Raw genomic sequence first — 21,823 nt, 5'->3', positions numbered from 1 at the left:
TCCCATCGCGGATGAGAGAAGAGGTTTCGGATGAAAGAACAAGTAATCGTTATGGGCGGAGGCGTCATCGGCTTATCCTGTGCGTTTGAGCTGCGACGGCGAGGCTGCGAGGTGACCGTGCTGGAAATCAACCGCTGCGGCGGGCAAGCGTCTGGTGCAGCTGCTGGTATGCTTGCGCCATATTCCGAGAACGTAGAAGGACCCGATGCTTTTTTTTGGCTATGTCTAGAGAGCTTGCGGCTCTATCCAGAATGGCAGGCTGACGTGAAGAAGGCATCAGGCCAATCGTTCGAATATACGAACTCGGGGAGCCTCTATGCCGCTTACCACGATGCAGACTTACTCGTTCTTGAAGGCAGACTGCATTGGCAGCGAAAGCACGGCTCTACGGGACGCATCGTAGAAGGCGCCGAGCTGCAGCAGCTTGAGCCGCATCTCGCAAAGAATGTGCGAGCGGCGTTATATACGCCAGAAGAGAGTCATCTCTACGCGCCGCATTATGTGAAAGCGCTTGAGGAAGCATGTCGTCTCATGGGCGTGCAGATTCATGAACAGTTAGAGCAGCTCGCTGTGACGGAGTGGCAGCATGAAGTTCGCGTAGCTGCGGAGGACGGACGCGTGTTCGGCGGCGACCGGCTAGTTGTATGCTCAGGCGCATGGGCTCAAGAGTTGGAGGAGACGTTCGGAATCCGGATTCCTGTATACCCGATTCGCGGACAAATATGCGCATATGAGGCGGATAGTGCTCAGCCGGTAAAGCACATGGTATTTTGCAATCAGGGGTACTTAGTTGCGAAGGAGAATGGCACCCTCGTCTGCGGCGCTTCAGAGGATGTAGCGGGCTTCGATACCTCGGTTACAGACAGGGGCATCGAACGGCTGCGGAAGTGGAACAAGCAGCTCATACCTGATTTAGAGCATCGTGTTCCGTTCCATCGCTGGGCTGGCTTGCGTCCTTCCACGCAGGATGGATATCCGCTGCTCGGTCCGCTTAGCGCATCAGACCGCGTAATCATGGCAGCAGGTCATTACCGCAATGGCATTCTGCTAAGCCCGGCTACAGCGATGTTCGTTGCAGATTGCCTGGACGGGAAGCAGACGGCAGAGCGCAAGCGGGCGTTCTCGCCGGAGCGGTTCGGTTTAATAGCATCTTACTCTTGAGCGTGATGATATCTTCAAATCGTATTAGACAGTGGAAGCTGGTCAATTGGATCAGCTTCTATTTTCTTTTCTCATGTCGTAGTCGAATGGAACCGTTATCGCAACTTTTGTCTACCCCGACACGTAATAGCATCATATGGAATAATTAGGAGGTTTATGGAGGGGGGCAGTAGCATGAAGCTGGCAAAATACTCATTTCTCTTTGGATTGATCGTTTCACTCGTTCTGTTGGCGTTGACGATATTTATGAATAGCTCCACCATTCAACGCGTGTCCGGATTAATTGGGTTGGTTTTATTCATTGGCGCGATAATTACAGGCGGAGCGATGGTATCGGGTGACCGTGCTAGAGCAAATTACAGCAATGAGGACCCCATCGACAAGAAGCAACGGGAGAATGCCGCATTGGCTTGTTTCCTTGCAGCAATTCCGATCTTGCTCTTATGGGGTTTCCTCAAATATTAGAATAGAATGAAGGGATTGATCTCGTAATGGCATTGTACGAATACAAATACGTAGAGACTTCACTCGGCGGATTCTTCTCCGCACCAAAGCATAGAGAAACGATAGATGAGTATGCAAAGGCCGGCTGGCGTTTAGTTCAGGTACTAGGAACAAACTACGACGGTCATGGGAAACCAGGAGATTTTGAAATTATTTTCGAGCGGCTCGTTCAAGAAGAATAGGAAGCTATCCAGTCCTCCTATCCCGTTTCCTTCGCGAGCTGCTGTTGTAATCCTTCTGATATTGGCGTCATTGGCAGCCGAAGTGTAGCCGATGCGAGGATGCCTTGACGCGAAAGCAGCCATTTGAGGGGGGCGGGGTTCGATTCCCGAAACAGCAGTTCAATTAGCGGTCTCAGTGAATCGAATGCCTTCGCCGCTTCAGTTGAATTGCCGTCTCGGTGCTGCCGATACGTCTCAATGAACAACTCCGTCCTCATATTAGCGGCTGCCAGTATGCCTCCTGCAGCGCCATGATTCAAATATGTGAGAAAATAAGCATCTTCTCCGCATAAGACGGGCTTCGCGATATGAAGCCGATTCAAGGCCGAAATCAGTTCGATACCTCCTGAGCTATCCTTCAATCCGATGATCCCTTCCAGTGCCAGAATTGCTGCAGCTGTGTCTGCGCTTAACCGTACTCCAGTACGGTATGGAACCTCATACGCGATAATAGGAACCCCCGTTTGCGCAACGAGCCTGAAGTGTTCGAGAATGCCAGCTTGCGATGGCCTGCTATAGTACGGAACAACGACGAGAGCGGCGTCCGCACCGAGTGCCCCAGCTAGCTTGGTTCGGTTTACGGTCGAATGCGTATCGTTCGTACCCGTACCGACAATAATGGGTATCGATTTCCCGCAGGTTGTCATGATCGCTTTCGTTCTTTGAACAAGCTCGCACACTTCCTCCCACGAAACGGTTGGTGATTCTCCGGTCGTTCCATTGATGACGAGTCCTTGAATGTCATGATTCAGCAGATCCATCAAGTAGCGGTCGTACGATATTTCATCTAGTGAACCGTCCAGCGAGAATGGCGTCACGACCGGTACAAAAATCCCTCGTAGCATCTCTTTCATTAACATCTCTGCACCTCCGAAGTCATGTTTATAGTCTAACAGTACCATAGGAATTGCCATCAGAGTTATCTATAATAAGTGATAAGGGAAATCGAAATTAATGATGGAGTTGTTGCGGGAAAATGGAACTGATCTACTTGCAAACTTTTCGCGAGGTGGCACATCGCCAGAGCTTCACGAGGGCGGCTGAGGAGTTAGGCTACGCACAGTCGAGCGTGACGGCGCAAATTCAGAAGCTGGAGAAGGCGTATGGCGTGGAGCTGTTCGAGAGGTTCGGTCGTGGGCTGCGCTTAACATCGGCTGGTGAGGAATTGCTCCGAGTCGCCGTGCAAATGCTGGATCTATACCAGGAAACCAAGGAAAAGCTGGCTCGTCAAGGTGGAGGAACGCTCTCGATCGGAACGATAGATTCCATTGCCTCTTATTTTCTTCCGCCCTCTATTCAGCAGCTGCGACGTGATTATCCTGAGCTTGCAATTCGGCTGCATTCGGATCGTGAAGAGTCCATCTTAAATAAACTCAGGGATGGCGATATTGATTTAGGGTTTATTTTGGCGAGTAGTCCGTCCGATTCGGCGCTAGAATGGCAGATGATACGGGAAGAGCCGCTAGTGCTCATCGCGAATCCGAGCCACCGGCTTACTGCTCTGGATAAGGTGGGGCTGCCGGATCTTGCTGGCGTGGAATGGTTCATGAGCGAAGAGAGCTGTAATTACCGCATCATGCTTGAAAAGGTGCTTCGTGTGAATGGATTCGTATACCGAGTCGGTTTGGAGCTTGGCAATCCAGAAGCAATCAAACGTTGCGTTATGACTAGCGATGGCATCGCGCTCCTGCCTCGCATGGCGGCAGAAGATGAGATCCGTAGAGGCGAGCTCACGGTTCTGCCATTCGCACACCCTGAGATTCGGTTGAAGCTATATCTACTGAAGCATCCCAAGAAATGGATTTCCCATGCGATGACAGATTTTATGAATCGGATTCGGTAAATGGCATGGAAGCGGAAAGTGGCGTCTCATTACCGAAATAAGGTAATATTCATATCAATACAGCTTGTAAGGAGGAATAATCGACAATGAACTATCGCCGACTAGGTAATAGCGGTCTTCGCGTATCCGAGCTTGGACTCGGCACGAACGCATTCGGCAAACGTGCCGACCGCGAAGCTTCCATTCGCATTATCGACTTCGCCATTGAGCGGGGCATCAACTTTATTGATACCGCTAATATTTACGCGGGCACAGAATCGGAGCGGATTATTGGAGAAGCACTCCAAGGCAAGCGCAGCAAAGTGGTGCTCGCGACGAAAGGCGGACTCCCGCGGGGAAGCGGGCCGAATGAGAGCGGATCCTCCCGGTTTCATCTTCAGCAAGAGTTGGAGGATAGTCTGATACGACTGAAAACCGATTATGTCGACCTCTATCAAATCCATACATTCGATCCGAGCACGCCGCTGGAGGAGACACTTCGTTTTCTCGATGATATGGTGCGTGCCGGCAAGATTCGCTATATTGGCGCATCCAATTATTTCGCATGGGAGCTTATGAAAGCACTAGCGATTAGTGAGGCAAAAGGGTTCCCGCGCTACGTTTCTACGCAAGTCAGCTATTCGCTAGCGGATCGGACGCCGGAGCAGGAGCTTGCGCCGGTGTGCCTTGACCAAGGTGTTGGGATTATTCCGTACTTCCCGCTCGCCGGCGGTATATTAAGCGGCAAGTATAGCTTGAGCGGTGAAGCGCCATCGAATTCTCGAGTGGTGACCGACCCGAACTTCGCACGTTTTATGGATGAAGGCAGAATCACGCTTGGCCAGCAAGTGAGCAGCATCGCAGAAGCGAACGGATGTACAGCAAGTGTATTGTCGCTTGCTTGGCTCATGAACTGCCCAGCCGTGTCCACCGTCATCGTCGGCGCGACGAGTACCAGTCAATTGGAAGATAATTTGAATAGCGTTACGCTGAAGCTTAGTAATCAAGTCAGTGAGCAGCTGAATGAGATTAGCGATACATATCGTTACGGGAAACCTTTTGCGTGGTATCGCTTGCCATAACTAATTAAGGTGAGTTACCCATTTACAATGCGGTATAGGATCTGTTATGATGTTTGAAATATTTTACAAAATGCAGTGAAGAGAAGAGTAGGGAATAAGAACCTGTACAGAGAGCTCCGGGTGCTGAGAAGGAGCAAGGGATCTGTTTCGCGAACCAAGCCTCTGAGCAGCATGCCGGATCCAAGCTTATCGTGATGGCATGACGGGAGCTCCCGTTACAGAGCTAGAGTATAACCACTCTCTACTTCGGGAGTGCCGTACTTGAAAAGGTTAATATGGCGACATATTAATGAAGCTGGGGTGGCACCGCGAATAACTTCGTCCCCAAGACCAACAAGTCTTGGAGGTGGAGTTTTTTTTTATTTTTGCGATCTAAGCCACGACATTTGCTCATTAGGAGGAGCCGAAGACGATGAACAACGATAATTTTATGCTGAAGTTAATTGAGGAAGAGCTCGCAGTGGAGCCTTTCAGTAGAGCTATGTGCACACGGTTTCCGCCAGAACCGAACGGATACCTGCATATTGGCAGCGCTTATGCGATTCATACGAACTACATGGTTGCGGAAAGCTTCGGCGGCAAGTTTCATCTAAGGTTTGACGATACGAACCCGCTCAAAGAAGATATCACCTATGTGAATGCGATCATCGAAGATATCAAGTGGCTCGGCTACGATCCGAAGGAGCATATTTACTACGGCTCTGATTACTCGGATGCCATATACCGCAGCGCGGTGAAGCTGATCGAAGACGGGAAGGCGTATGTGTGCGATCTATCGCCGAGCGAGATGACGGCGTTTCGCGGGACGCTAACCGAGCCGGGGAAGAACAGTCCGTATCGAGACCGGAGTGTGGAGGAGAATTTGAAGCTGTTTGCGGAGATGAAAGCAGGCGTGTACCCAGCGTCTGCGAAAGTACTTCGTGCCCGGATTGATATGAGCTCGCCTAACATGAACATGCGCGATCCCGTGCTGTACCGGATCATTCATGCTGAACATTACCGGACGGGAGATGCATGGTGCATCTACCCGATGTATGATTTTGCCCATCCGATTCAAGATGCCGTTGAAGGCATTACGTATTCACTCTGTTCAATTGAATTCAAGGACCATCGTCCGCTGTACGACTGGGTGCTTCGCGAGCTGGAGCTAGCATCGCCCCCGCGCCAACGGGAGTTCGGTCGACTCAGCTTGACAGGCGTTGTCACGAGCAAAAGATTTCTAAGGCAACTCGTTGAAGGCGGGCACGTGGATGGCTGGGATGATCCGAGACTCCCCACGCTGCGCGGACTTCGGCGGAGGGGATTTACTTCAGAGAGTATTCGCCGGTTCATTACAGAGATCGGCAGCATACGAGCGCAAAGCACAGTCGATATTTCGCTGCTTGATCACTGTCTTCGCCAAGAGCTGAAGGGGACTACGGTCAGTGTGATGGGAGTGCTCCGCCCGTTAAAGGTGGTTATCACCAATTATCCCGAGGGTCAAACGGAGCTGCTAACTATAGAGAACAATAGCGAGAGCCCGGAGCTTGGGACTAGGGAAGTGCCGTTCTCGCGGACGATCTATGTGGAGAAGGATGACTTCATGGAGTCGCCGCCTGCGGGGTTCCACCGGCTTAGTCCTGGAGCCGAAGTTCGGCTGAAGGGGGCGTATTTCATCCGTTGCGAGCATGTGATTAAAGATGCGGCGACCGGCGAGATCCTAGAGCTTCACTGCACCTATGATCCGAGAACGAAGAGCGGTTCGGGCTTCAGTGAGCGGAAAGTGAAGGGAACGATCCACTGGGTATCCGTGAAACATGCCGTACCGGTTGATGTGCATCTCTACGATAAGCTGCTCCAATCGGACTCTTTGCCGGAAGATAACGAGGACTGGTCAGAGCGGCTGAATCCGAAGTCTCTAACGAATGTACGCAATGCGATGGTTGAGCCGTACATTCGTGATGCTTGCGTAGAGCGGAAGTTTCAACTGTTCCGTCACGGTTATTTCTGTACCGATTCGAAGCATAGCTCCGCTGAGCGCCTCGTGTTCAATCGGATCGTACCGCTTAAAGATACGTGGAATAAGAAATAAGCTAAGGTTTTGCTTAGCCCAAATCGGCAGAGATCACGCCCCAAATCCCCGAATAGCAGAAGGCATATGCACCTAAGCATATGCCTTCTTTTTTTACCAATCTACTCGAGATTCGTCATCTCAATCCATGCTTGCCGCTTCGTTTGCAGAGCTATGAGGGCAGCTTGGCCGGAGGCTTGCTTGCTTTGCAGCTCTCGAACGACGGGGCGAATATTGCCCAGCGCATCAAGCGTTTGCTGCTGAGAATTCTCAATACGCCCTTGTACAATCCAGTCCGTAATGAGGCCGTCGAACCAATAATCGGCCATCTTGAGCGAGCTGCTGATATCAATGCGAATATCAATGGTTTGGTTCAGATCATTCAGCTCATCGCGGAAGTTGTGAAGCAGATGATTCGCATTTTGAATATGCTGTTTGGCATCATCGACATGCTCATGTTTGATGGACGTACTGATTAAACCGCCGCCGCCCCAAGTGTCCCACGCTCCCCAGTTCTCCGCTTTCTCGAGACTACTAGACGCATCCTCCAGTGCAGCAACCACACGATTGCCTGCTATCAAAGCTTCTTGAATCTCTTTCAGCTGAATCGTCTGGTCTGCGATCTGATCATCCATCGCAATAAGCTCGCTCGCATGCGAAGATGCAACTCGAAGTGCAGCTTCTTTGGCTGCTAGCAAACGATTATACTCTTGATCAGCACCTTGATATTGGGCGAGCTCGTCACCGAGAAGCCTCAAGTCCTCTTGCGTGCTCAATAGTCGTTGCTTCTCCTCCTGCAGTTTCAGCGTTACTGCCAGCGCCTCTTGGCGCTCAACCTCAAGCTGTTCTTCTTTGCTGCGCAGAATGGTATGAAATAAGTTCGTTAAGCTCAGCTTCGTCAGCTTCTCGACATCAGCCTCTTCCTTCTCCAGCTGAACCTCATACTGAATTATGATTTGTTCTTGATTGCGAGTTCGTCTCAGCAGCTCTTCACGTCTGCGCTCCGCCTTGTTCAACCGGTGCAACCGTTCCTTAGCCTCAAGCAGCTGTGCGCTTAAATCATTCGGCATCGTAATTTCCCCGTTTCATCGTTTGTGAGAACAGTAGCTTTGCTCTTATTACGCGCCTTACGCTGGAATAGTTTCGAGACGTATGGAAAATATTTGGTACTTTATCAACGTCAATCCTGCCTTCAGATGTTATATAGCCAAGCTGTGCGCCCATACGCTATAGAGATGACACAAGAAGTTGAGGGAGGAATTCGAGTTGCCGGATGCGTTCGTAGCTCGCTCATTAGAGGAGATTCGATTTTGGTCGCGGATTATGAAAGAGCATTCATTATTTCTAAAGCTTGGATTCCGTTGTGAGGATACGACACTCATTAATGAAGCGAATCAGTTCTACTCCATCTTCGAAAATATCGAGAGCAGGGCGAACCAATTTACGGTTGGCACAGATCCGAATGTGATCCGGAGGTTCAATGAAGAGGTTCACAACGCTGTTTCGCATATCTGGCTGTTTAAGCGCAAAATCCTTCAGCTTATACTTACCTGCCAGCTGCCTGGAGCGAACAATTTCCCCCTGCTAGTGGATCATACGAGCAGAGAAGCGAATTATTTCCGGAATCGGCTCGCGGAGCTTAATGCCGGAAGGCTGGACCCACTGCCAGATGCCATTATTAACGAAAATGTGTTCTTCCTTCGGATAATGGCTGATCATGCTAAATTCATCAGCCATCTGTTAGATCCTTCCGAACGGAAGCTGGTCGACCAAGCGAACGAATTCAGCCACGACTTCGACCAGCTGCTCTATCAAGCCGTCGATCTCGATTCGATGCGCCCGCAATCACAGACGGTTCCTCTGCTGGACCAGTTTCTGGATCAGAACCGTGTATCCGTTGTCGCCCTTCGTGACTTTAAGAAAACCGCTCGTGATCTCATTGAGGCTTGCCGGATTAAGAGCATTATCCATCCACTGCTTGCCGATCATGTGTATCGTGAAGCGGAGCATTTCCTAGAGATCATCAATATGTTCGAGCATAGTTTGACAGGGAATAAAAACTGAATGTGTATAGAGGCTGCTGGTCGTTAGAGACTGGCAGCTTTATCTATTTTACAGTGAAAAAGAAATCATCAGTTGGAGGTATATGGTAATTTTTGTGGAATATTTGGGTGAGAGGACGGTGATGTTCGGTGTTGATAAGAGAAGCGACGATTGCCGATGCGGTGCAAATTGCAAGCGTTCACGTGAAGAGCTGGCAAACCACATATCGCGGCATTATTGCCGAAGATTATCTGGACAGTTTATCCGTAGATCAGAGGATTAGAAATTGGAAGTGGACGTTCAACAATATGAACATGCAGGATTGCATCTTCGTCGCAGTGGCGGATAACGGCCGCATTGTTGGTTTTGCCAATGGCGGGGGATGCCGTGAACCAGAACGGGGCTATGACGGTGAGTTGTATGCGATTTACTTGCTCGAGCAATATCAGCGAGCAGGCATAGGCAAGCAGCTGTTTCGTCATGTTAGGGATGCCTTGCGGAATACGGACCGTTCCTCCATGATGCTGTGGGTGCTCGCGGACAATCCGTCATTGACTTTCTATCTAGCACAAGGCGGACAAATTATTGACCAGCAGGACATTCGCATCGGCAATGAGGAACTGCCGGAGCTGTTAATCGGTTGGAATCCAATTTAATAATAGCCGCAATATGAGGGGGCGGACGAAGATGAGACGGGCAAAATGGTCGAGCATAATAACCGCTGCATTGTTTGTATTAATCGCAAGCACATTTCAACCTTCATTAGAGCCTGTGAGCGCCAGTAGCGGAACAAGGGCAGCCGCGAAGCCCGTCCAAGTGATGCTGAACGAGAAGCCGATTGCGATGCCGGTTGCGCCGATAAAGCTTGATGGCGTTACGTTGGTTCCGTTTCGGGATTTATTCGATGCACTTGGGTTCGAAGTTTCGTTCAATCAGGAGAATCAGACGATTGTCGGAACGCGGCATGACGTCGCAATTATGCTGCAGATCGGCAACAAGGCAGCGCAAGTGAATGGCAAGGAGCTGCAGCTGCGGACAGCGCCGGTTATGCAAGCTGGTACGACCTTTGTTCCACTGCGTTTCGTTGCGGAAGCGACGAATAAAGACGTTACGCCTGTTGGCAATTCCATAATTATTCGTAACAAATCAGGCATGTGGTTCTTGACGGACGAGTATCCGGAGCCGGACCGCGGCTTCAGCAGCAAGCCGCATTTCACCGATTATGCCGGCGAGGACCAAGAGGGAAATGTCTTCGTTTATTGGACTGAAACTGTTGGTAAGGTCGATCATATCAACGCCTCGATCATGAAAGGTTTGAAATGGCGGGTCCGCGATAAGGAAATCGCCACAACGGATTCATTGCTAGGCGAAGTGAAGCCGATCAAGATTTTACAGGGCAATACGCTCGTAGTGAGGGACAAGCAGGGATTGCGATTCATCGATTTTGCAGCGGATGGTTCGGTAAGACGAGATGAATATTTATTCAAATCTACTATGCTCACGAAAGAGTCGGTCACATCGCTTCGAACAAGCGAAGGCGGTAGAGGAGTCGTGTACAATCGCGGCGATGGCAAGTCTGTGCTATACCTGTTCGATGAATTGGAGCACCCGATTACATTGGACAAGGAGCTATCGACTGACGCGAATTTCTGGATCTACGACGGAGCGGGTGGCAGTCTTGCTAAGGTGAAAGACGAGCAGTTATCCATCTATGACCTTAACGGTAATTTGACGAGCGACAGCAGTGGCAAGCCTAATAAATTCAACGCGACGATTCCAAAAGGAGCGAAGATCAGCAATATCGTATACGACAAAGGACGAATCTACTACTTATTCAATCATCGCAGTGGAGGTTACACCGACATTGAGACTGTACAATATGTCATTACCCCTAACAACGGAACAAGCGTGAAGGCGAGCTTCAAGCAGGAGTATCTCTATCACATGGGCTTCCAGGTCGCGAATAATTGGCATTCGGATGCAAGCATATACGACGGCGAGCTGCGTGTCTTCTGCACTCAAATCTTCCAGCCGGCGAATTGGTTCTATATCGGAGTCATGGAGATGGATTAGCAACCTTTACTCACGAACGACCGTCAACAGTTACGAGAAGCATCAGCAGAAGATAGAACTCGGGGGCGGTTGAAATGAACAAGATTTGGGTTGTATTATTATTCATCGTTATGGCAGGTTTATCGGTTGGATGCGCGATTAATAAGCAAAGCATTAACGAGCAAGAGCCGTTTACGGGAGATCAATTGTATATCGCTGATCATTACAAAGAGAAGCTGGCAGCTATGAAGCTTGCGGAAGTGGCAGCTTTACCGTATTTCCACAGTCCGTTCATCGTTGTAGCTGAAGATGAAGCGGGGCGGCAATCCGCAGTTATATTCGGGGATGACGAGACAACGAAGACTGTTCAGCTGACCGTTACTTATGAGTCAATCACGCGTATGGTGCAGCAGCGGGGATTCGATCTCTCTTCCGAGGCGAGCCGTTGGAACCTCCATCTCTTCGAGATCAATCATAAGCTCTACTGGGAATTCGTGGACGGTCAAGGGAAACTCATTCTGGACACAGCAGGCCAAGAGGTTGCTGATCCCTTCCACCAGGATGAATTGAACGGCACATCCAGCTAAGATACAATATAGGGAATATCTTAATTATTTCAAGCAAGTAAAGGAGCGCAAACACATGTTTTACACAGAGGCATATACAGAATCACGTGAGAAGAATTACGAGTTAGTCATCAGCCAGCTTGGAGCGCTGCTTGAAGGGGAAACTGATCAAATCGCGAATCTTTCCAACGCATCGGCACTACTGAATCAATTTCTTGATCGTATTAATTGGGTTGGATTCTACATTAACCGAGGCGGGGAGCTTGTGCTTGGACCATTCCAAGGACTGCCGGCATGCGTACGCATTCCGTTCTCGCGAGGCGTTTGCGGCAAAGCAGCAAGCACAAGAGAGACTGTTCGCGTCGAGAACGTTCATGAATTTCCTGGCCATATTGCGTGTGATGCAGCTTCGCAATCCGAGATCGTCATCCCGATTACGAAAGACGGTGAGCTGCTCGGCGTACTGGACATCGACAGTCCCGAATTGAACCGGTTCGACGAGCTGGATCAGAAGTATCTAGAGCAATTCGTTCAGAAGCTCATCGCTCACCTCTAAGATGACCCTAGACTACCTTGTCGCATCAGAATGGGATGAGAGCTTGTGGCGAAAGGTCGAGCCGGTGTACAGAGAAGCATTCCCTGAACATAGAGGCAAGAGCGTAGGCGTTATCCGCCGTATGTTCGAGCGCAAGCTCAGCGAGCTGCATATTTGGAGTGAAGCGGGCGTTGTTCTTGCGATGGCGCTGACATCAATAGATCGCAATGCTCATGTGCTCGTGCTCGATTACCTCGCGGTGCGCGCGAATCGTAGAGGGAGCGGTCTTGGCCGACATTGCGTCGAAGCGATTAGCCAGTGGGCGGCGACAACCCAGTCCTGCAGCGCGCTCATCATCGAAGTCGAAGCTGAGCAGACGGAAGAGAATGCGGGGCGTATCCGATTTTGGCAGAAGACTGGCTTTCAGCTGACAAGCTATGTGCATCCGTATATCTGGGTTCCAGAGACGTATCATGCGATGTACTTGCCGCTTGACTCGTCGTTTACTCCGGAGGAAGAGAATGGCCGATCTCTGTTCAACTTCATTACCAAATATCATGAGAAAGCTTACCGCGGCGGTGATATAGAGTAGCGGGAATCAAGTGTCGCTGGGCCAAATAACCATTGCTTTTTCCGAGAAGGCTCTATATGATAGGAAACTGTTATAAAAATTAAATACAAATGCCTCATGATTGTTTGTGATGAGGTAGAGGTCGCGATGTTGAAGAGTACCTCCGGGGGAAGTCCAGTATAGACTGTTGATTCCGGGTGAAAAGGCAACTTCGCCGAAGTAAGCGCGCCATACTAGCCGTGCTTGCTGGGGCCGTTTCCGAAAGGAGCGGAACTGTCATGCTGTTCTTCCTAGGAACAGTATGTTGAGCTATCTTGTTACAGGGATGATTGAGGGAGTTGAAGGCTGCCTTGCTTATGCGATTAAGAGGGCAGCTTTTTTGTGTTTATTTTGACGGATAAACAGTAAAGGGAGCGTATCGAAAGTGAATGAGAACAAACTGCGCAGAGGCTTGAAATCTCGCCACATGGCAATGATTTCTCTAGGCGGATCAATTGGAACAGGGCTGTTCCTGGCAAGCGGCGGAGCGATTCACTCTGCTGGACCCGGAGGAGCACTGCTAGCTTATCTCCTCATCGGCATCATGGTCTATTTCCTCGTTACAAGCTTGGGAGAAATGGCTACATATATGCCGGTATCGGGTACATTTAGTACGTATGCAACGAAATTCGTAGATCCATCCTTCGGCTTCGCGCTTGGCTGGAACTATTGGTATAACTGGGCGATTACGATCGCCGCAGAATTATCTGCCGCAACGTTGATCATCAAATTCTGGCTGCCGGACAGCCCGTCCTTCCTATGGAGTGCGCTGTTCCTGGCGCTCATGGTCGGACTTAATCTATTGTCGGTAAAAGGCTACGGCGAATCCGAATACTGGTTCGCGATGATCAAGATCGTCACCGTCATCGTCTTCATCGGCATCGGCTTGCTCATGATCGTTGGCATCTGGCGCGGTGACGCTGTCGGCTTCAGCAACTTTACAGCTGGCGACGCGCCGATCTCCGGCGGCTGGCTGGCCGTACTCGGCGTATGTATGGCTGCCGGCTTCTCGTTCCAAGGGACGGAGCTCGTCGGCATCGCGGCAGGCGAATCCGAGAATCCGCGCGTGAGCGTTCCTCGTGCCATCCGCAGCGTGTTCTGGCGGATTCTGCTCTTCTACATTCTGGCGATCTTCGTCGTTGGCATGCTCATTCCGTTCACAACGGATACGCTGGCGAGCGACAGTGTAGCAGCAAGTCCGTTCACGATTGTATTTGAGAAAGCGGGACTAAGCGTAGCCGCTTCCGTGATGAACGCAGTTATCTTAAGCTCGGTGCTCTCCGCAGGCAACTCGGGTATGTATGCATCGACAAGGATGCTATGGGTGCTTGCCAAAGAAGGCAAGGCGCCGAAGCTGTTCGCCAAGCTGAACAAGCATGGCATTCCGGTGTATGCGCTGCTTGCAACTGCTGCCATTGGTATGCTGGCGTTTCTTGCTTCCTTCTTCGGCGACGGTCAGGTGTATATCTGGCTGCTGAATGCATCTGGCATGTCGGGCTTCATTGCTTGGCTCGGTATTGCAATCAGCCATTACCGGTTCCGCAAAGCATATGTGGCGCAAGGCCGCAGCATCGCAGATCTCCCATACCGTTCGCTATGGTTCCCATTTGGTCCAATTCTGGCAGGGGTCATGTGTATGATCGTCATCATCGGACAGAGCATGAGCGCTTATTCAGACGGGCAAGTGGACTGGAGTTTCGTGCTTGCATCGTATATCGGGATTCCATTATTCCTCGTGATCTGGCTCGGCTATAAGTGGAAGCATAAGTCGAAGCTGTTGAAGCTCGAAGAGTGTGACTTGGAGCCTGTAACTGAATAGGTTGAGACAATAATGAAGAGTAAGGGCTGAATAAGCCTTTGCTCTTTTTTTTCTGTGATACGTCATTCGAAAATACTGCATACTACCTAAGAGAAAATCCCAGTATTCCACATATTGTTGCTTTACCGCCACAAAGCTTTATAGTACTATATTTTTCTGTGTCTTTTTTAACAGTAATCGCATCATGAATCAAAGGTGGAACGCAGCATGAATCTTTTTCGAAAAAAATCCATTTCCTCTTTATTGGCTGACCAGTCAAAGAGCGGGAGCGGCCTCAAGAAAGCGCTTGGTGCATTTGACCTTACAATGCTAGGTGTCGGCGCTATTATTGGAACCGGGATTTTCGTACTCACGGGAGTGGCAGCCGCGACATATGCGGGACCTGCGCTCGTCATCTCCTTCATCCTCGCAGGTATTGCATGTGTCTTTACAGCCTTGTGTTATGCCGAATTCGCGTCAAGTGTACCGGTATCAGGCAGCGCATATACGTACAGCTATGCTGCATTTGGAGAATTTATCGCTTGGATACTCGGCTGGGCGCTTATTCTCGAATATGGGCTTGCCAGCTCTGCGGTCGCGAGCGGATGGTCGGGGTATTTTCAAGGGCTGCTGGACGGCTTCGGCTTACATCTGCCCAAGGCATTATCCAGTGCAATCAACTTGGATAATGGGACGATCATTGATTTGCCAGCGATGCTTATCATTTTCTTGATTACACTCGTTCTGACACGCGGCGTAAAAGAATCTGCACGAATGAACATGGTCATGGTTATTATCAAAGTAACGGTCGTCTTGCTTTTCATTGGCGTCGGTGTCTGGTATGTCAAGCCGGAGAATTGGACGCCATTCATGCCATTCGGATTCGATGGCGTAACCGCTGGCGCGGCTACAATCTTCTTCGCTTACATCGGATTTGACGCGGTATCAACCGCAGCAGAAGAGGTTCGGGATCCGCAGCGCGCCATGCCGATCGGCATTATCGTATCGCTTGCGATTTGTACGGTGCTTTATATTGTCGTATCGCTCATCCTAACGGGAATCGTTCCGTATGATCAGCTTAACGTCAGCAATCCAGTCGCGTTCGCGCTCGATTATATCGGTCAAGATTGGATAGCCGGGTTCATCTCGGTTGGTGCGATTACAGGGATTACAACGGTACTGCTCGTGCTGCTCTTCGGGCAGACGCGTCTGTTCTATGCGATGAGCCGTGATGGCTTGCTGCCGAAGGCGCTGTCGATAGTGAATCCGAAGCGTCAAACTCCGATTATCGGGAGCTGGCTGACAGCACTGCTTGCGGGTACTTTCGCAGGTCTAGTGCCGCTTCACAGACTTGCGGAATTAACGAACATTGGAACACTGTTCGCATTCTTCGTCGTATCGCTTGGCGTAATCGTACTGCGACGGACGCAGCCGAACATGCAGCGCGGCTTCAAAGTTCCTTTCGTTCCTTATACGCCGATTCTCGGTGCGGCGTCTTGCTTGTATCTCATGCTGCAGCTCAAAGCATTCACATGGGCGAGCTTTGGGGTCTGGCTTATCATCGGACTTGGGATTTACTTCATATATGGGTATCGCAACAGTTCTCTTCGTAATCAGAATAACTAGAAGACGGCAGCCTGACGGGCTGCCTTTTTTGTATCCCGCGAATAGGAACAAAAATGGACAAGCAGCGTATCAATTACGAGTAGCAGTGGGAGGGGAAGTCAAGATGAAGAATGGCTTTTACCGTGTTATAGTGATCATAGCTTTGTTATGCATGCTCGTTAGCTGCAAGTCGGGAAGTGATTCGTCCGCTCAAATGAATGGCAATGGTAGCCATGATATCGCGAGCATTACGCTGGATTGCGCGGATTTATGTATTCACCATGAGAAGCAGAAGTTAGCCGAGATGAAGTTTACACGCCCTGAAGACATTCAGATCTTTCTCGATGCGTCCGGCAAAGCGAAGGAAATCATGGGAGAGCTTGATTATGGCGTGTATTTCGATATGAATGTCAGGTTTAGCGACGGAGCAGACAATAGTTATGTGTTAAATGTAGATCGTGATGCGGGTAGTAAGGGCCTGCTCGTCAATTTGGCTGATAGCGGTCGAGGATTCTCAATTCCAGAGAGGGAGACGGCGCTTCTACGCGAATTGATTTATACCCAATCGAAGTAGGGGGGATTCGTATTGTTTCATGAGAAAGAGTACTATAACGAACATTTTGCGGAATTAGCGTTCTCTAAAGAAGAACTGATCGGTGTAAAATTTTACGATTGTACGTTTACGAAGTGTGCTTTCAACGAAACGGTGTTTGATGAATGCAAGTTCTCGGACTGTACGTTTACATCTTGTGATCTCAGCATGATCAAGCTGATGGACAGCTCTATCTCACAAGCCTCATTCAAGCAATGCAAGCTGGTTGGCGTCGATTGGACAGAGGCTTCATGGTCCCGGATCGTAGTGCCAGGTACGCTGCGTTTCGATGAATGTGTGCTGAATCATTCCACTTTTATCGGGCTTACGCTGCGGAAGAGCGAGATGATAGGGTGCACAGCTCGAAATGTCGATTTCCGCGAAGCGGATTTGCTAGAATCGAATTTGAGTCGCACTAATTTCTCTGAAAGCTTGTTTGGCGAGACGAACTTGACTGGCGCAGACTTGTCGCACGCAACGAACTATGCGATCGATCCGAGCATTAATCGGATTAGCAAAGCGAAGTTTTCGCTGCCGGAGGCGATCTCGCTGCTCTACAGCATGGACATTGAGATCATCGAAGATTAGGCAGGTTGTCGATTTTTGCACCTGCTTTGGAAGGAATTGGCTTGTTTATGACGAAATAGTCACGGACTGATCAAACGTAAAGGTGTGATTACCGTGTCTACGCATTCACATTCGCAATCGCAATCGTCATCGTCATCCGCCGAGAAGCCTGATATCGCTTCCTGGTTCCGGCAGTATTCCGAGTCGGCGCATCGCAATCCTTATCCGTTCTATTCATATCTGCTTGAGCATGAACCGGTTCACTTTATTGAAGAGAGCGGTTTCTGGATGATATCAAGATATGAAGACGTCAATCGAATATTGAAGGATCCTGTATTTGTCCGTGAGCACCGCAATGCGATGCCGAGCCTATATGAAGAGCCGCCGCAACAAGTTGTCAACGAATGGAAACCGGTTAATGATCTGCTCGATAACTGGATGCTGCTCCGTGATGCACCTGTACATACTCGATTAAGAGGGCTGGTCAGCCCAGCCTTTACACCTCGTGCGATGGAGCGGCTCCGGCAGAATATCCGCAGCATTGCCGAGCATTTAGCTGACCAGATGGAGGAAGGAAAGGAAGCTGAGCTCATCTCGGCATTTGCTTTCCCGCTGCCGGTTATCGTTATTGCGGAGATGCTTGGCGTGCCGCCGGAAGATCGCGAGCTGTTCAAGGGCTGGTCGCATACATTCGCGCGCATACTGGAAGGCGGCGATCAACCGCCGGACTTTGCACAGCAAGCGATTGGCGCGGCGGAGGAGATTTCCGTCTACTTCCGTGAACTGATAAGTGAACGCAAGAAAGCGCCGAAGGAAGACATGATAAGCGATCTGATTCACGCGAAAGAACAAGCCGATGCCTTAACGGAGCAGGAGCTTATCGCGACGTGCGTTCTGCTGCTTGTGGCCGGCCATGAAACGACAGTGAACCTGATTAGTAATACGATGCTGGCACTGCTTGAGCATCCAGAGCAGCATGCGCTTCTACTTAGCCAGCCGGGTCTGACCGCATCTGCAGTTGAGGAAGCGCTTCGCTATGAAGGCCCTGTGCAGCAGACTTCTCGTCTTGCTTCCGCTGATTATTCGATTGGAGGTCAAACGATCAAGCAGGGGCAATTTGTCACGGTCATGTTAGGCGCAGCTAATCGCGACCCAGCACAGTTCAATGAGCCGGATCGTTTCCTCATCGAGCGGACTCCGAACCGCCATCTTGCTTTTGCAACGGGAGCTCACTTCTGCCTCGGTGCTCCGCTTGCGCGGATGGAAGGCGAGATCGCATTGTCTGTGCTCATGCAGAGATTTCCAGAGATGCGCTTCATAGACGAATATCCAAATTGGCGTCCGAACATGCTATTCCGCGGGTTAGGGACGATGCAAGTACAGTTATAAACTGGTGACAGAAATCCGCGGCTAACGCGGATTTTTTGTTGGGAGGATAATCTTAAAGTGAAGGTCAAATTCGAGATCGACGAGAAGAAGGTTGTTGCAAAGCTGAGCGATGCATATGGCATCAAGGCTGAAGCGTTGCGGTTTATTCCAGTTGGGGATGCTGCTTACTCTTATTTTCTGCTGTGCCATGAAGGGCTTCGCTATTACGTCAAGCTTTTCGACCATCATAACGACCGTCAGAAGCGGGGAGCGGCAAAGCTCGGCTATTACTTGCCTCTGCTTTGGCGGCTGCATCATGAGGGTCAATTTGAACAGCTTACTTGGCCGATTCGGGCGCTCAGCGGTGATTACTGGATCACGATTGAAGACTGTACCATTGTATTGTTTAACTACATCGCAGGAGAGACGCTCGCGGACGCCTACCCATTCTCTCCAGAAACGGTCGGCAACATCGCACAGCTGGCGGCGCAGGTCCATCGAATGACGCCAATTCTGGACCGACAATTGATGGCACTGCCTACGGAAACATTCGATCTTTCGTTCGTACCCGATATGGAGAAGTGCCTAGCTCAGCTTGAATGCCAGGAAGCGGAAGTGGGCGGAGATCCCATTCTGATTGAACTACAAGCTGCAATGCGGCCTCAGAAAGCGCGGATCAGCGAAATGGTTAATTTGCTGCATCGTTTGCGCGTCAAGTCTCAGGAAGACGAGAGAGATATGGTGCTATGTCATGGCGATATGTGGGGTGGCAACTTGATTCTCGGCGAGAACGGGAGCTTATTTCTGATCGACTGGGAATCTGTTATGATTGCGCCGATCGAGTTTGATCTTAGGGGATATATCGGGGAAGAGTTTGGTATTTACTTGTCCGCATACGAGAAGGAACTGGGCCGCGAGGTTCAGATCAATACGGATGTGCTGCGGTTCTACTGCTACCAACATCATCTTCGCAATTTGACGAATTGGCTGCTTAATCTGCTTGTAAGAGATATGAATCCGGAGCAGCGCGCCAATGATCTTGAGATGATTTTGTACCATTGTATGAATCGGTGGGACAGCATCGAGCCGCAAGTTTATGCAGTTGAAACGCAATTACAAGATAGGAAGTGACCCGCAAAAGCATGCAGCAACTATCGGAACCATCATTGAAGCAATCATCGTTTCATAAGTTTTGGATCGGACGCACGTTTTCATCGACCTCCTTTCAAATGATGTCCGTCGCCATCGGTTGGCAAATGTACGACCTGACGCATGACGCTTACAGTCTCGGTCTCGTCGGTCTTGCTCAGTTTCTGCCTATGCTGCTTCTGACGCTGATCGTCGGTCATGTCGCAGATCGTTTCGATCGCCGTATCATCGTATTCCTCGTCCAGCTTATCCAGAGCGGCATAGCTGTACTGCTGCTCGTAGGCAATCTTGCAGACTGGCTCGGGCGCGAGCAGATCCTCGTTGCGGCGATGATACTCGGCGCATGCCGAGCCTTCGAAGGGCCGTCGTCATCCGCGCTGCTGCCGATGCTTGTGCCCAAGGAGCTCATGCAGAAAGCAATCGCATGGACGACATCAGCCGGACAGACGTCGCAAATACTAGGACCGACACTTGGAGGCGTTCTCGTCGCTATTGGTCCTGTCTATGTATATGGAACAGCGGCAGCGGCATTGCTTGTGGGATCGGTTCTGACCGTTCTCATACGGATGGAACGCGTCATAAGAACGCCGGCTCCGCTAACGCTCAAGTCCTTCTTCTCAGGATTGACCTTTGTTAAGAGTCACCCGATTATCCTTGGCACGATATCGCTCGACTTGTTCGCCGTACTGCTCGGCGGCGCAACAGCGTTGCTGCCGATTTTCGCACAAGATATTTTGTTTACCGGGGCTTGGGGACTTGGCTTAATGCGTACAGCGCCAGCGGTGGGGGCACTCCTGATGTCCATCGTCCTTGTGTATTATCCGCTTAAAAAAGCGCTCGGGCCGATTCTGTTCGGCGCGCTCGCCATATTTGGCTTAGCAACGATGCTCTTCGCCGTTTCGACGAATCTCGTCTTGTCGCTGTTCGCGCTGCTTATGATCGGTGCTTCGGACGTCATCAGCGTCGTCATTCGCTCATCGCTCGTGCAGCTCCAAACGCCGGATGAGATGCGCGGGCGTGTCAATGCGGTTAATTCGCTCTTCATAGGAACATCCAATCAGCTTGGCGAGTTTGAGTCGGGGACGCTTGCAGGCATGGTTGGAGCTGTGAATGCAACGTTGATTGGCGGCATTGGTACCATTATTGTCGCAGGAGTTTGGATGGTTTGGTTCCCTTCTTTACGAAAACTTAAAACCCTTGTATAAGAAGTGCGTTTTCTGTCCATGATATATTCGACGGTGCAAAGAGAGGTGTGGTTCCGTTGAACCGAATGGTGCAAGAGCTACAAGAGGGTTTTAGTTAATCACCTAACTACATGGAAGCGAGGCGACGTGTCGCAGAGCAGGTCACATGAACTGCATAGCTTTTCGTTGAAAGACGGAAGTTAAGGCAGTAACCAAGTGTTCCAACCGATGTGTTTTGTGAACTTGAAGCAACTCTAATCGATCGATCACCGTCAGAAAGCTGTCCGAGGCAACTCGGGCAGTTTTTCTTTTGCAAAGAACATATGCAGCGCTGGTTTACGAATGCGATAAAAGCCTATATGGGGACCGATATTGATCAGGAATATTTTAACACTGGACGAGTATGCTGATATCATGTTAATCTTACATTCCGCCGCTGAGAGGTAAGCCAAACACGGTGGTCGAAACGAAAACAAGTTAAAAAATAAAGCTTGCAATTAAGTTTCGATGTATGATATATTCTAATTCCGGCCGAGAGGTTGGGACGAGAATTAAAGAAGTTTGTTCTTTGAAAACTGAACAATGAGCGACCTGTCAAAAGGTCTAAAATACGTCGAAACGTCGATCGCCATCTGGTGAAAGTGTTTCTGACGAGCTAGATTTTTGAATGAGCTAACAAGCAAATTCATTTGGCGCGAATGGCTCCGCCATTTCGCCTTTTATGGAGAGTTTGATCCTGGCTCAGGACGAACGCTGGCGGCGTGCCTAATACATGCAAGTCGAGCGGATCTTGTCCTTCGGGACAAGGTTAGCGGCGGACGGGTGAGTAACACGTAGGCAACCTGCCTGTAAGATCGGGATAACATTCGGAAACGGATGCTAATACCGGATAAACAATTCAGCTGCATGGCTGA

21 protein-coding genes, 1 rRNA gene, 1 riboswitch and 1 other annotated feature are annotated in these 21,823 nt (G+C 50.1%); of the genes, 20 read left to right on the top strand and 2 right to left on the bottom strand.

All coding sequences use genetic code 11. The features are described 5' to 3' along the window. The first annotated feature begins 30 nt into the window (after nt 1-30). The 3 genes from thiO to AC0LWF_RS22595 all read left to right on the top strand — a co-directional run bounded on the left by thiO (nt 31) and on the right by AC0LWF_RS22595 (nt 1,847). A complete protein-coding gene (gene thiO / locus AC0LWF_RS22605) occupies nt 31-1,161 on the top strand; it encodes a glycine oxidase ThiO (RefSeq protein WP_474653797.1) in 1,131 nt (376 codons plus the stop codon). Nucleotides 1,162-1,335: 174 nt separating this feature from the next. Beyond that, a complete protein-coding gene (locus tag AC0LWF_RS22600) occupies nt 1,336-1,626 on the top strand; it encodes a DUF5316 family protein (protein WP_474653796.1) in 291 nt (96 codons plus the stop codon). 26 nt (nt 1,627-1,652) lie between these two features. Next, nucleotides 1,653-1,847 carry a DUF4177 domain-containing protein gene (locus AC0LWF_RS22595; RefSeq protein WP_474653795.1) on the top strand — a complete coding sequence of 65 codons (195 nt, stop codon included), beginning with the start codon at nt 1,653-1,655 and terminating at the stop codon, nt 1,845-1,847. A gap of 17 nt (nt 1,848-1,864) precedes the next feature. Here AC0LWF_RS22595 and dapA read toward each other — a convergent pair whose 3' ends face one another. After that, nucleotides 1,865-2,746, bottom strand: a complete 882-nt coding sequence (gene dapA / locus AC0LWF_RS22590) for a 4-hydroxy-tetrahydrodipicolinate synthase (protein WP_474653794.1) — start codon at nt 2,744-2,746, stop codon at nt 1,865-1,867. 116 nt (nt 2,747-2,862) lie between these two features. On the opposite strand from dapA, the gene AC0LWF_RS22585 reads away from it, so the two are divergent. The 3 genes from AC0LWF_RS22585 (at nt 2,863) to AC0LWF_RS22575 (ending at nt 6,861) form a co-directional block, all read left to right on the top strand. Further along, nucleotides 2,863-3,729, top strand: a complete 867-nt coding sequence (locus tag AC0LWF_RS22585) for a LysR family transcriptional regulator (protein ID WP_474653793.1) — start codon at nt 2,863-2,865, stop codon at nt 3,727-3,729. An 86-nt stretch (nt 3,730-3,815) separates the two neighbouring features. Next, on the top strand, nt 3,816-4,790 hold the full coding sequence (locus tag AC0LWF_RS22580; protein WP_474653792.1) for an aldo/keto reductase: 975 nt from the start codon (nt 3,816-3,818) through the stop codon (nt 4,788-4,790). Nucleotides 4,791-4,856: 66 nt separating this feature from the next. Further along, nucleotides 4,857-5,119, top strand: a binding site (T-box leader). 83 nt (nt 5,120-5,202) lie between these two features. Continuing rightward, nucleotides 5,203-6,861: a glutamine--tRNA ligase/YqeY domain fusion protein gene (locus AC0LWF_RS22575; protein WP_474653791.1), complete on the top strand. Its 1,659-nt coding sequence runs from the start codon at nt 5,203-5,205 to the stop codon at nt 6,859-6,861. Between the two features lie 101 nt (nt 6,862-6,962). Here the strand turns inward: AC0LWF_RS22575 and AC0LWF_RS22570 are convergent, their stop codons facing one another. Continuing rightward, nucleotides 6,963-7,910 (bottom strand): hypothetical protein, encoded by a 948-nt coding sequence (locus AC0LWF_RS22570; protein ID WP_474653790.1) that lies wholly within the window; start codon nt 7,908-7,910, stop codon nt 6,963-6,965. 196 nt (nt 7,911-8,106) lie between these two features. Here AC0LWF_RS22570 and AC0LWF_RS22565 point away from each other — a divergent pair, with 196 nt between their 5' ends. The 14 genes from AC0LWF_RS22565 to AC0LWF_RS22500 all read left to right on the top strand — a co-directional run. Beyond that, nucleotides 8,107-8,904, top strand: coding sequence for a DUF2935 domain-containing protein (locus AC0LWF_RS22565; protein ID WP_474653789.1), 798 nt, complete (start codon nt 8,107-8,109; stop codon nt 8,902-8,904). A 128-nt stretch (nt 8,905-9,032) separates the two neighbouring features. Beyond that, nucleotides 9,033-9,539 (top strand): GNAT family N-acetyltransferase, encoded by a 507-nt coding sequence (locus AC0LWF_RS22560; protein ID WP_474653788.1) that lies wholly within the window; start codon nt 9,033-9,035, stop codon nt 9,537-9,539. A gap of 31 nt (nt 9,540-9,570) precedes the next feature. Beyond that, the gene (locus AC0LWF_RS22555; RefSeq protein ID WP_474653787.1) at nt 9,571-10,956 is read left to right on the top strand and encodes a copper amine oxidase N-terminal domain-containing protein; all 1,386 of its coding nucleotides are present in this window, start codon (nt 9,571-9,573) and stop codon (nt 10,954-10,956) included. 74 nt (nt 10,957-11,030) lie between these two features. Then, complete coding sequence (locus AC0LWF_RS22550) at nt 11,031-11,522, top strand: hypothetical protein (RefSeq protein WP_474653786.1); 492 nt, start codon at nt 11,031-11,033, stop codon at nt 11,520-11,522. Between the two features lie 55 nt (nt 11,523-11,577). Continuing rightward, nucleotides 11,578-12,057: a GAF domain-containing protein gene (locus AC0LWF_RS22545; RefSeq protein ID WP_474653785.1), complete on the top strand. Its 480-nt coding sequence runs from the start codon at nt 11,578-11,580 to the stop codon at nt 12,055-12,057. 43 nt (nt 12,058-12,100) lie between these two features. Continuing rightward, on the top strand, nt 12,101-12,628 hold the full coding sequence (locus AC0LWF_RS22540; RefSeq protein WP_474653784.1) for a GNAT family N-acetyltransferase: 528 nt from the start codon (nt 12,101-12,103) through the stop codon (nt 12,626-12,628). 107 nt (nt 12,629-12,735) lie between these two features. Beyond that, a riboswitch (Lysine riboswitch) is annotated at nt 12,736-12,927 on the top strand. Between the two features lie 146 nt (nt 12,928-13,073). Then, a complete protein-coding gene (locus AC0LWF_RS22535; RefSeq protein WP_474653887.1) occupies nt 13,074-14,465 on the top strand; it encodes an amino acid permease in 1,392 nt (463 codons plus the stop codon). 207 nt (nt 14,466-14,672) lie between these two features. After that, on the top strand, nt 14,673-16,070 hold the full coding sequence (gene bcaP / locus AC0LWF_RS22530) for a branched-chain amino acid transporter BcaP (protein WP_474653783.1): 1,398 nt from the start codon (nt 14,673-14,675) through the stop codon (nt 16,068-16,070). Nucleotides 16,071-16,173: 103 nt separating this feature from the next. Further along, nucleotides 16,174-16,623 (top strand): hypothetical protein, encoded by a 450-nt coding sequence (locus AC0LWF_RS22525; RefSeq protein ID WP_474653782.1) that lies wholly within the window; start codon nt 16,174-16,176, stop codon nt 16,621-16,623. A gap of 12 nt (nt 16,624-16,635) precedes the next feature. Then, on the top strand, nt 16,636-17,229 hold the full coding sequence (locus tag AC0LWF_RS22520; protein ID WP_474653781.1) for a pentapeptide repeat-containing protein: 594 nt from the start codon (nt 16,636-16,638) through the stop codon (nt 17,227-17,229). Nucleotides 17,230-17,322: 93 nt separating this feature from the next. Beyond that, the gene (locus AC0LWF_RS22515; RefSeq protein WP_474653780.1) at nt 17,323-18,597 is read left to right on the top strand and encodes a cytochrome P450; all 1,275 of its coding nucleotides are present in this window, start codon (nt 17,323-17,325) and stop codon (nt 18,595-18,597) included. A gap of 57 nt (nt 18,598-18,654) precedes the next feature. Beyond that, on the top strand, nt 18,655-19,707 hold the full coding sequence (locus AC0LWF_RS22510) for a phosphotransferase (RefSeq protein ID WP_474653779.1): 1,053 nt from the start codon (nt 18,655-18,657) through the stop codon (nt 19,705-19,707). Nucleotides 19,708-19,718: 11 nt separating this feature from the next. Continuing rightward, nucleotides 19,719-20,930 carry an MFS transporter gene (locus tag AC0LWF_RS22505; RefSeq protein ID WP_474653778.1) on the top strand — a complete coding sequence of 404 codons (1,212 nt, stop codon included), beginning with the start codon at nt 19,719-19,721 and terminating at the stop codon, nt 20,928-20,930. Between the two features lie 697 nt (nt 20,931-21,627). Next, nucleotides 21,628-21,823 (top strand): 16S ribosomal RNA (locus AC0LWF_RS22500); the annotation flags it as partial.

This window comes from Paenibacillus sp. sgz302114, from assembly GCF_056120345.1.
The sequence above is the reverse complement of the archived record's forward strand: the minus strand, read 5'-3'. Positions and strand labels throughout refer to the sequence as shown.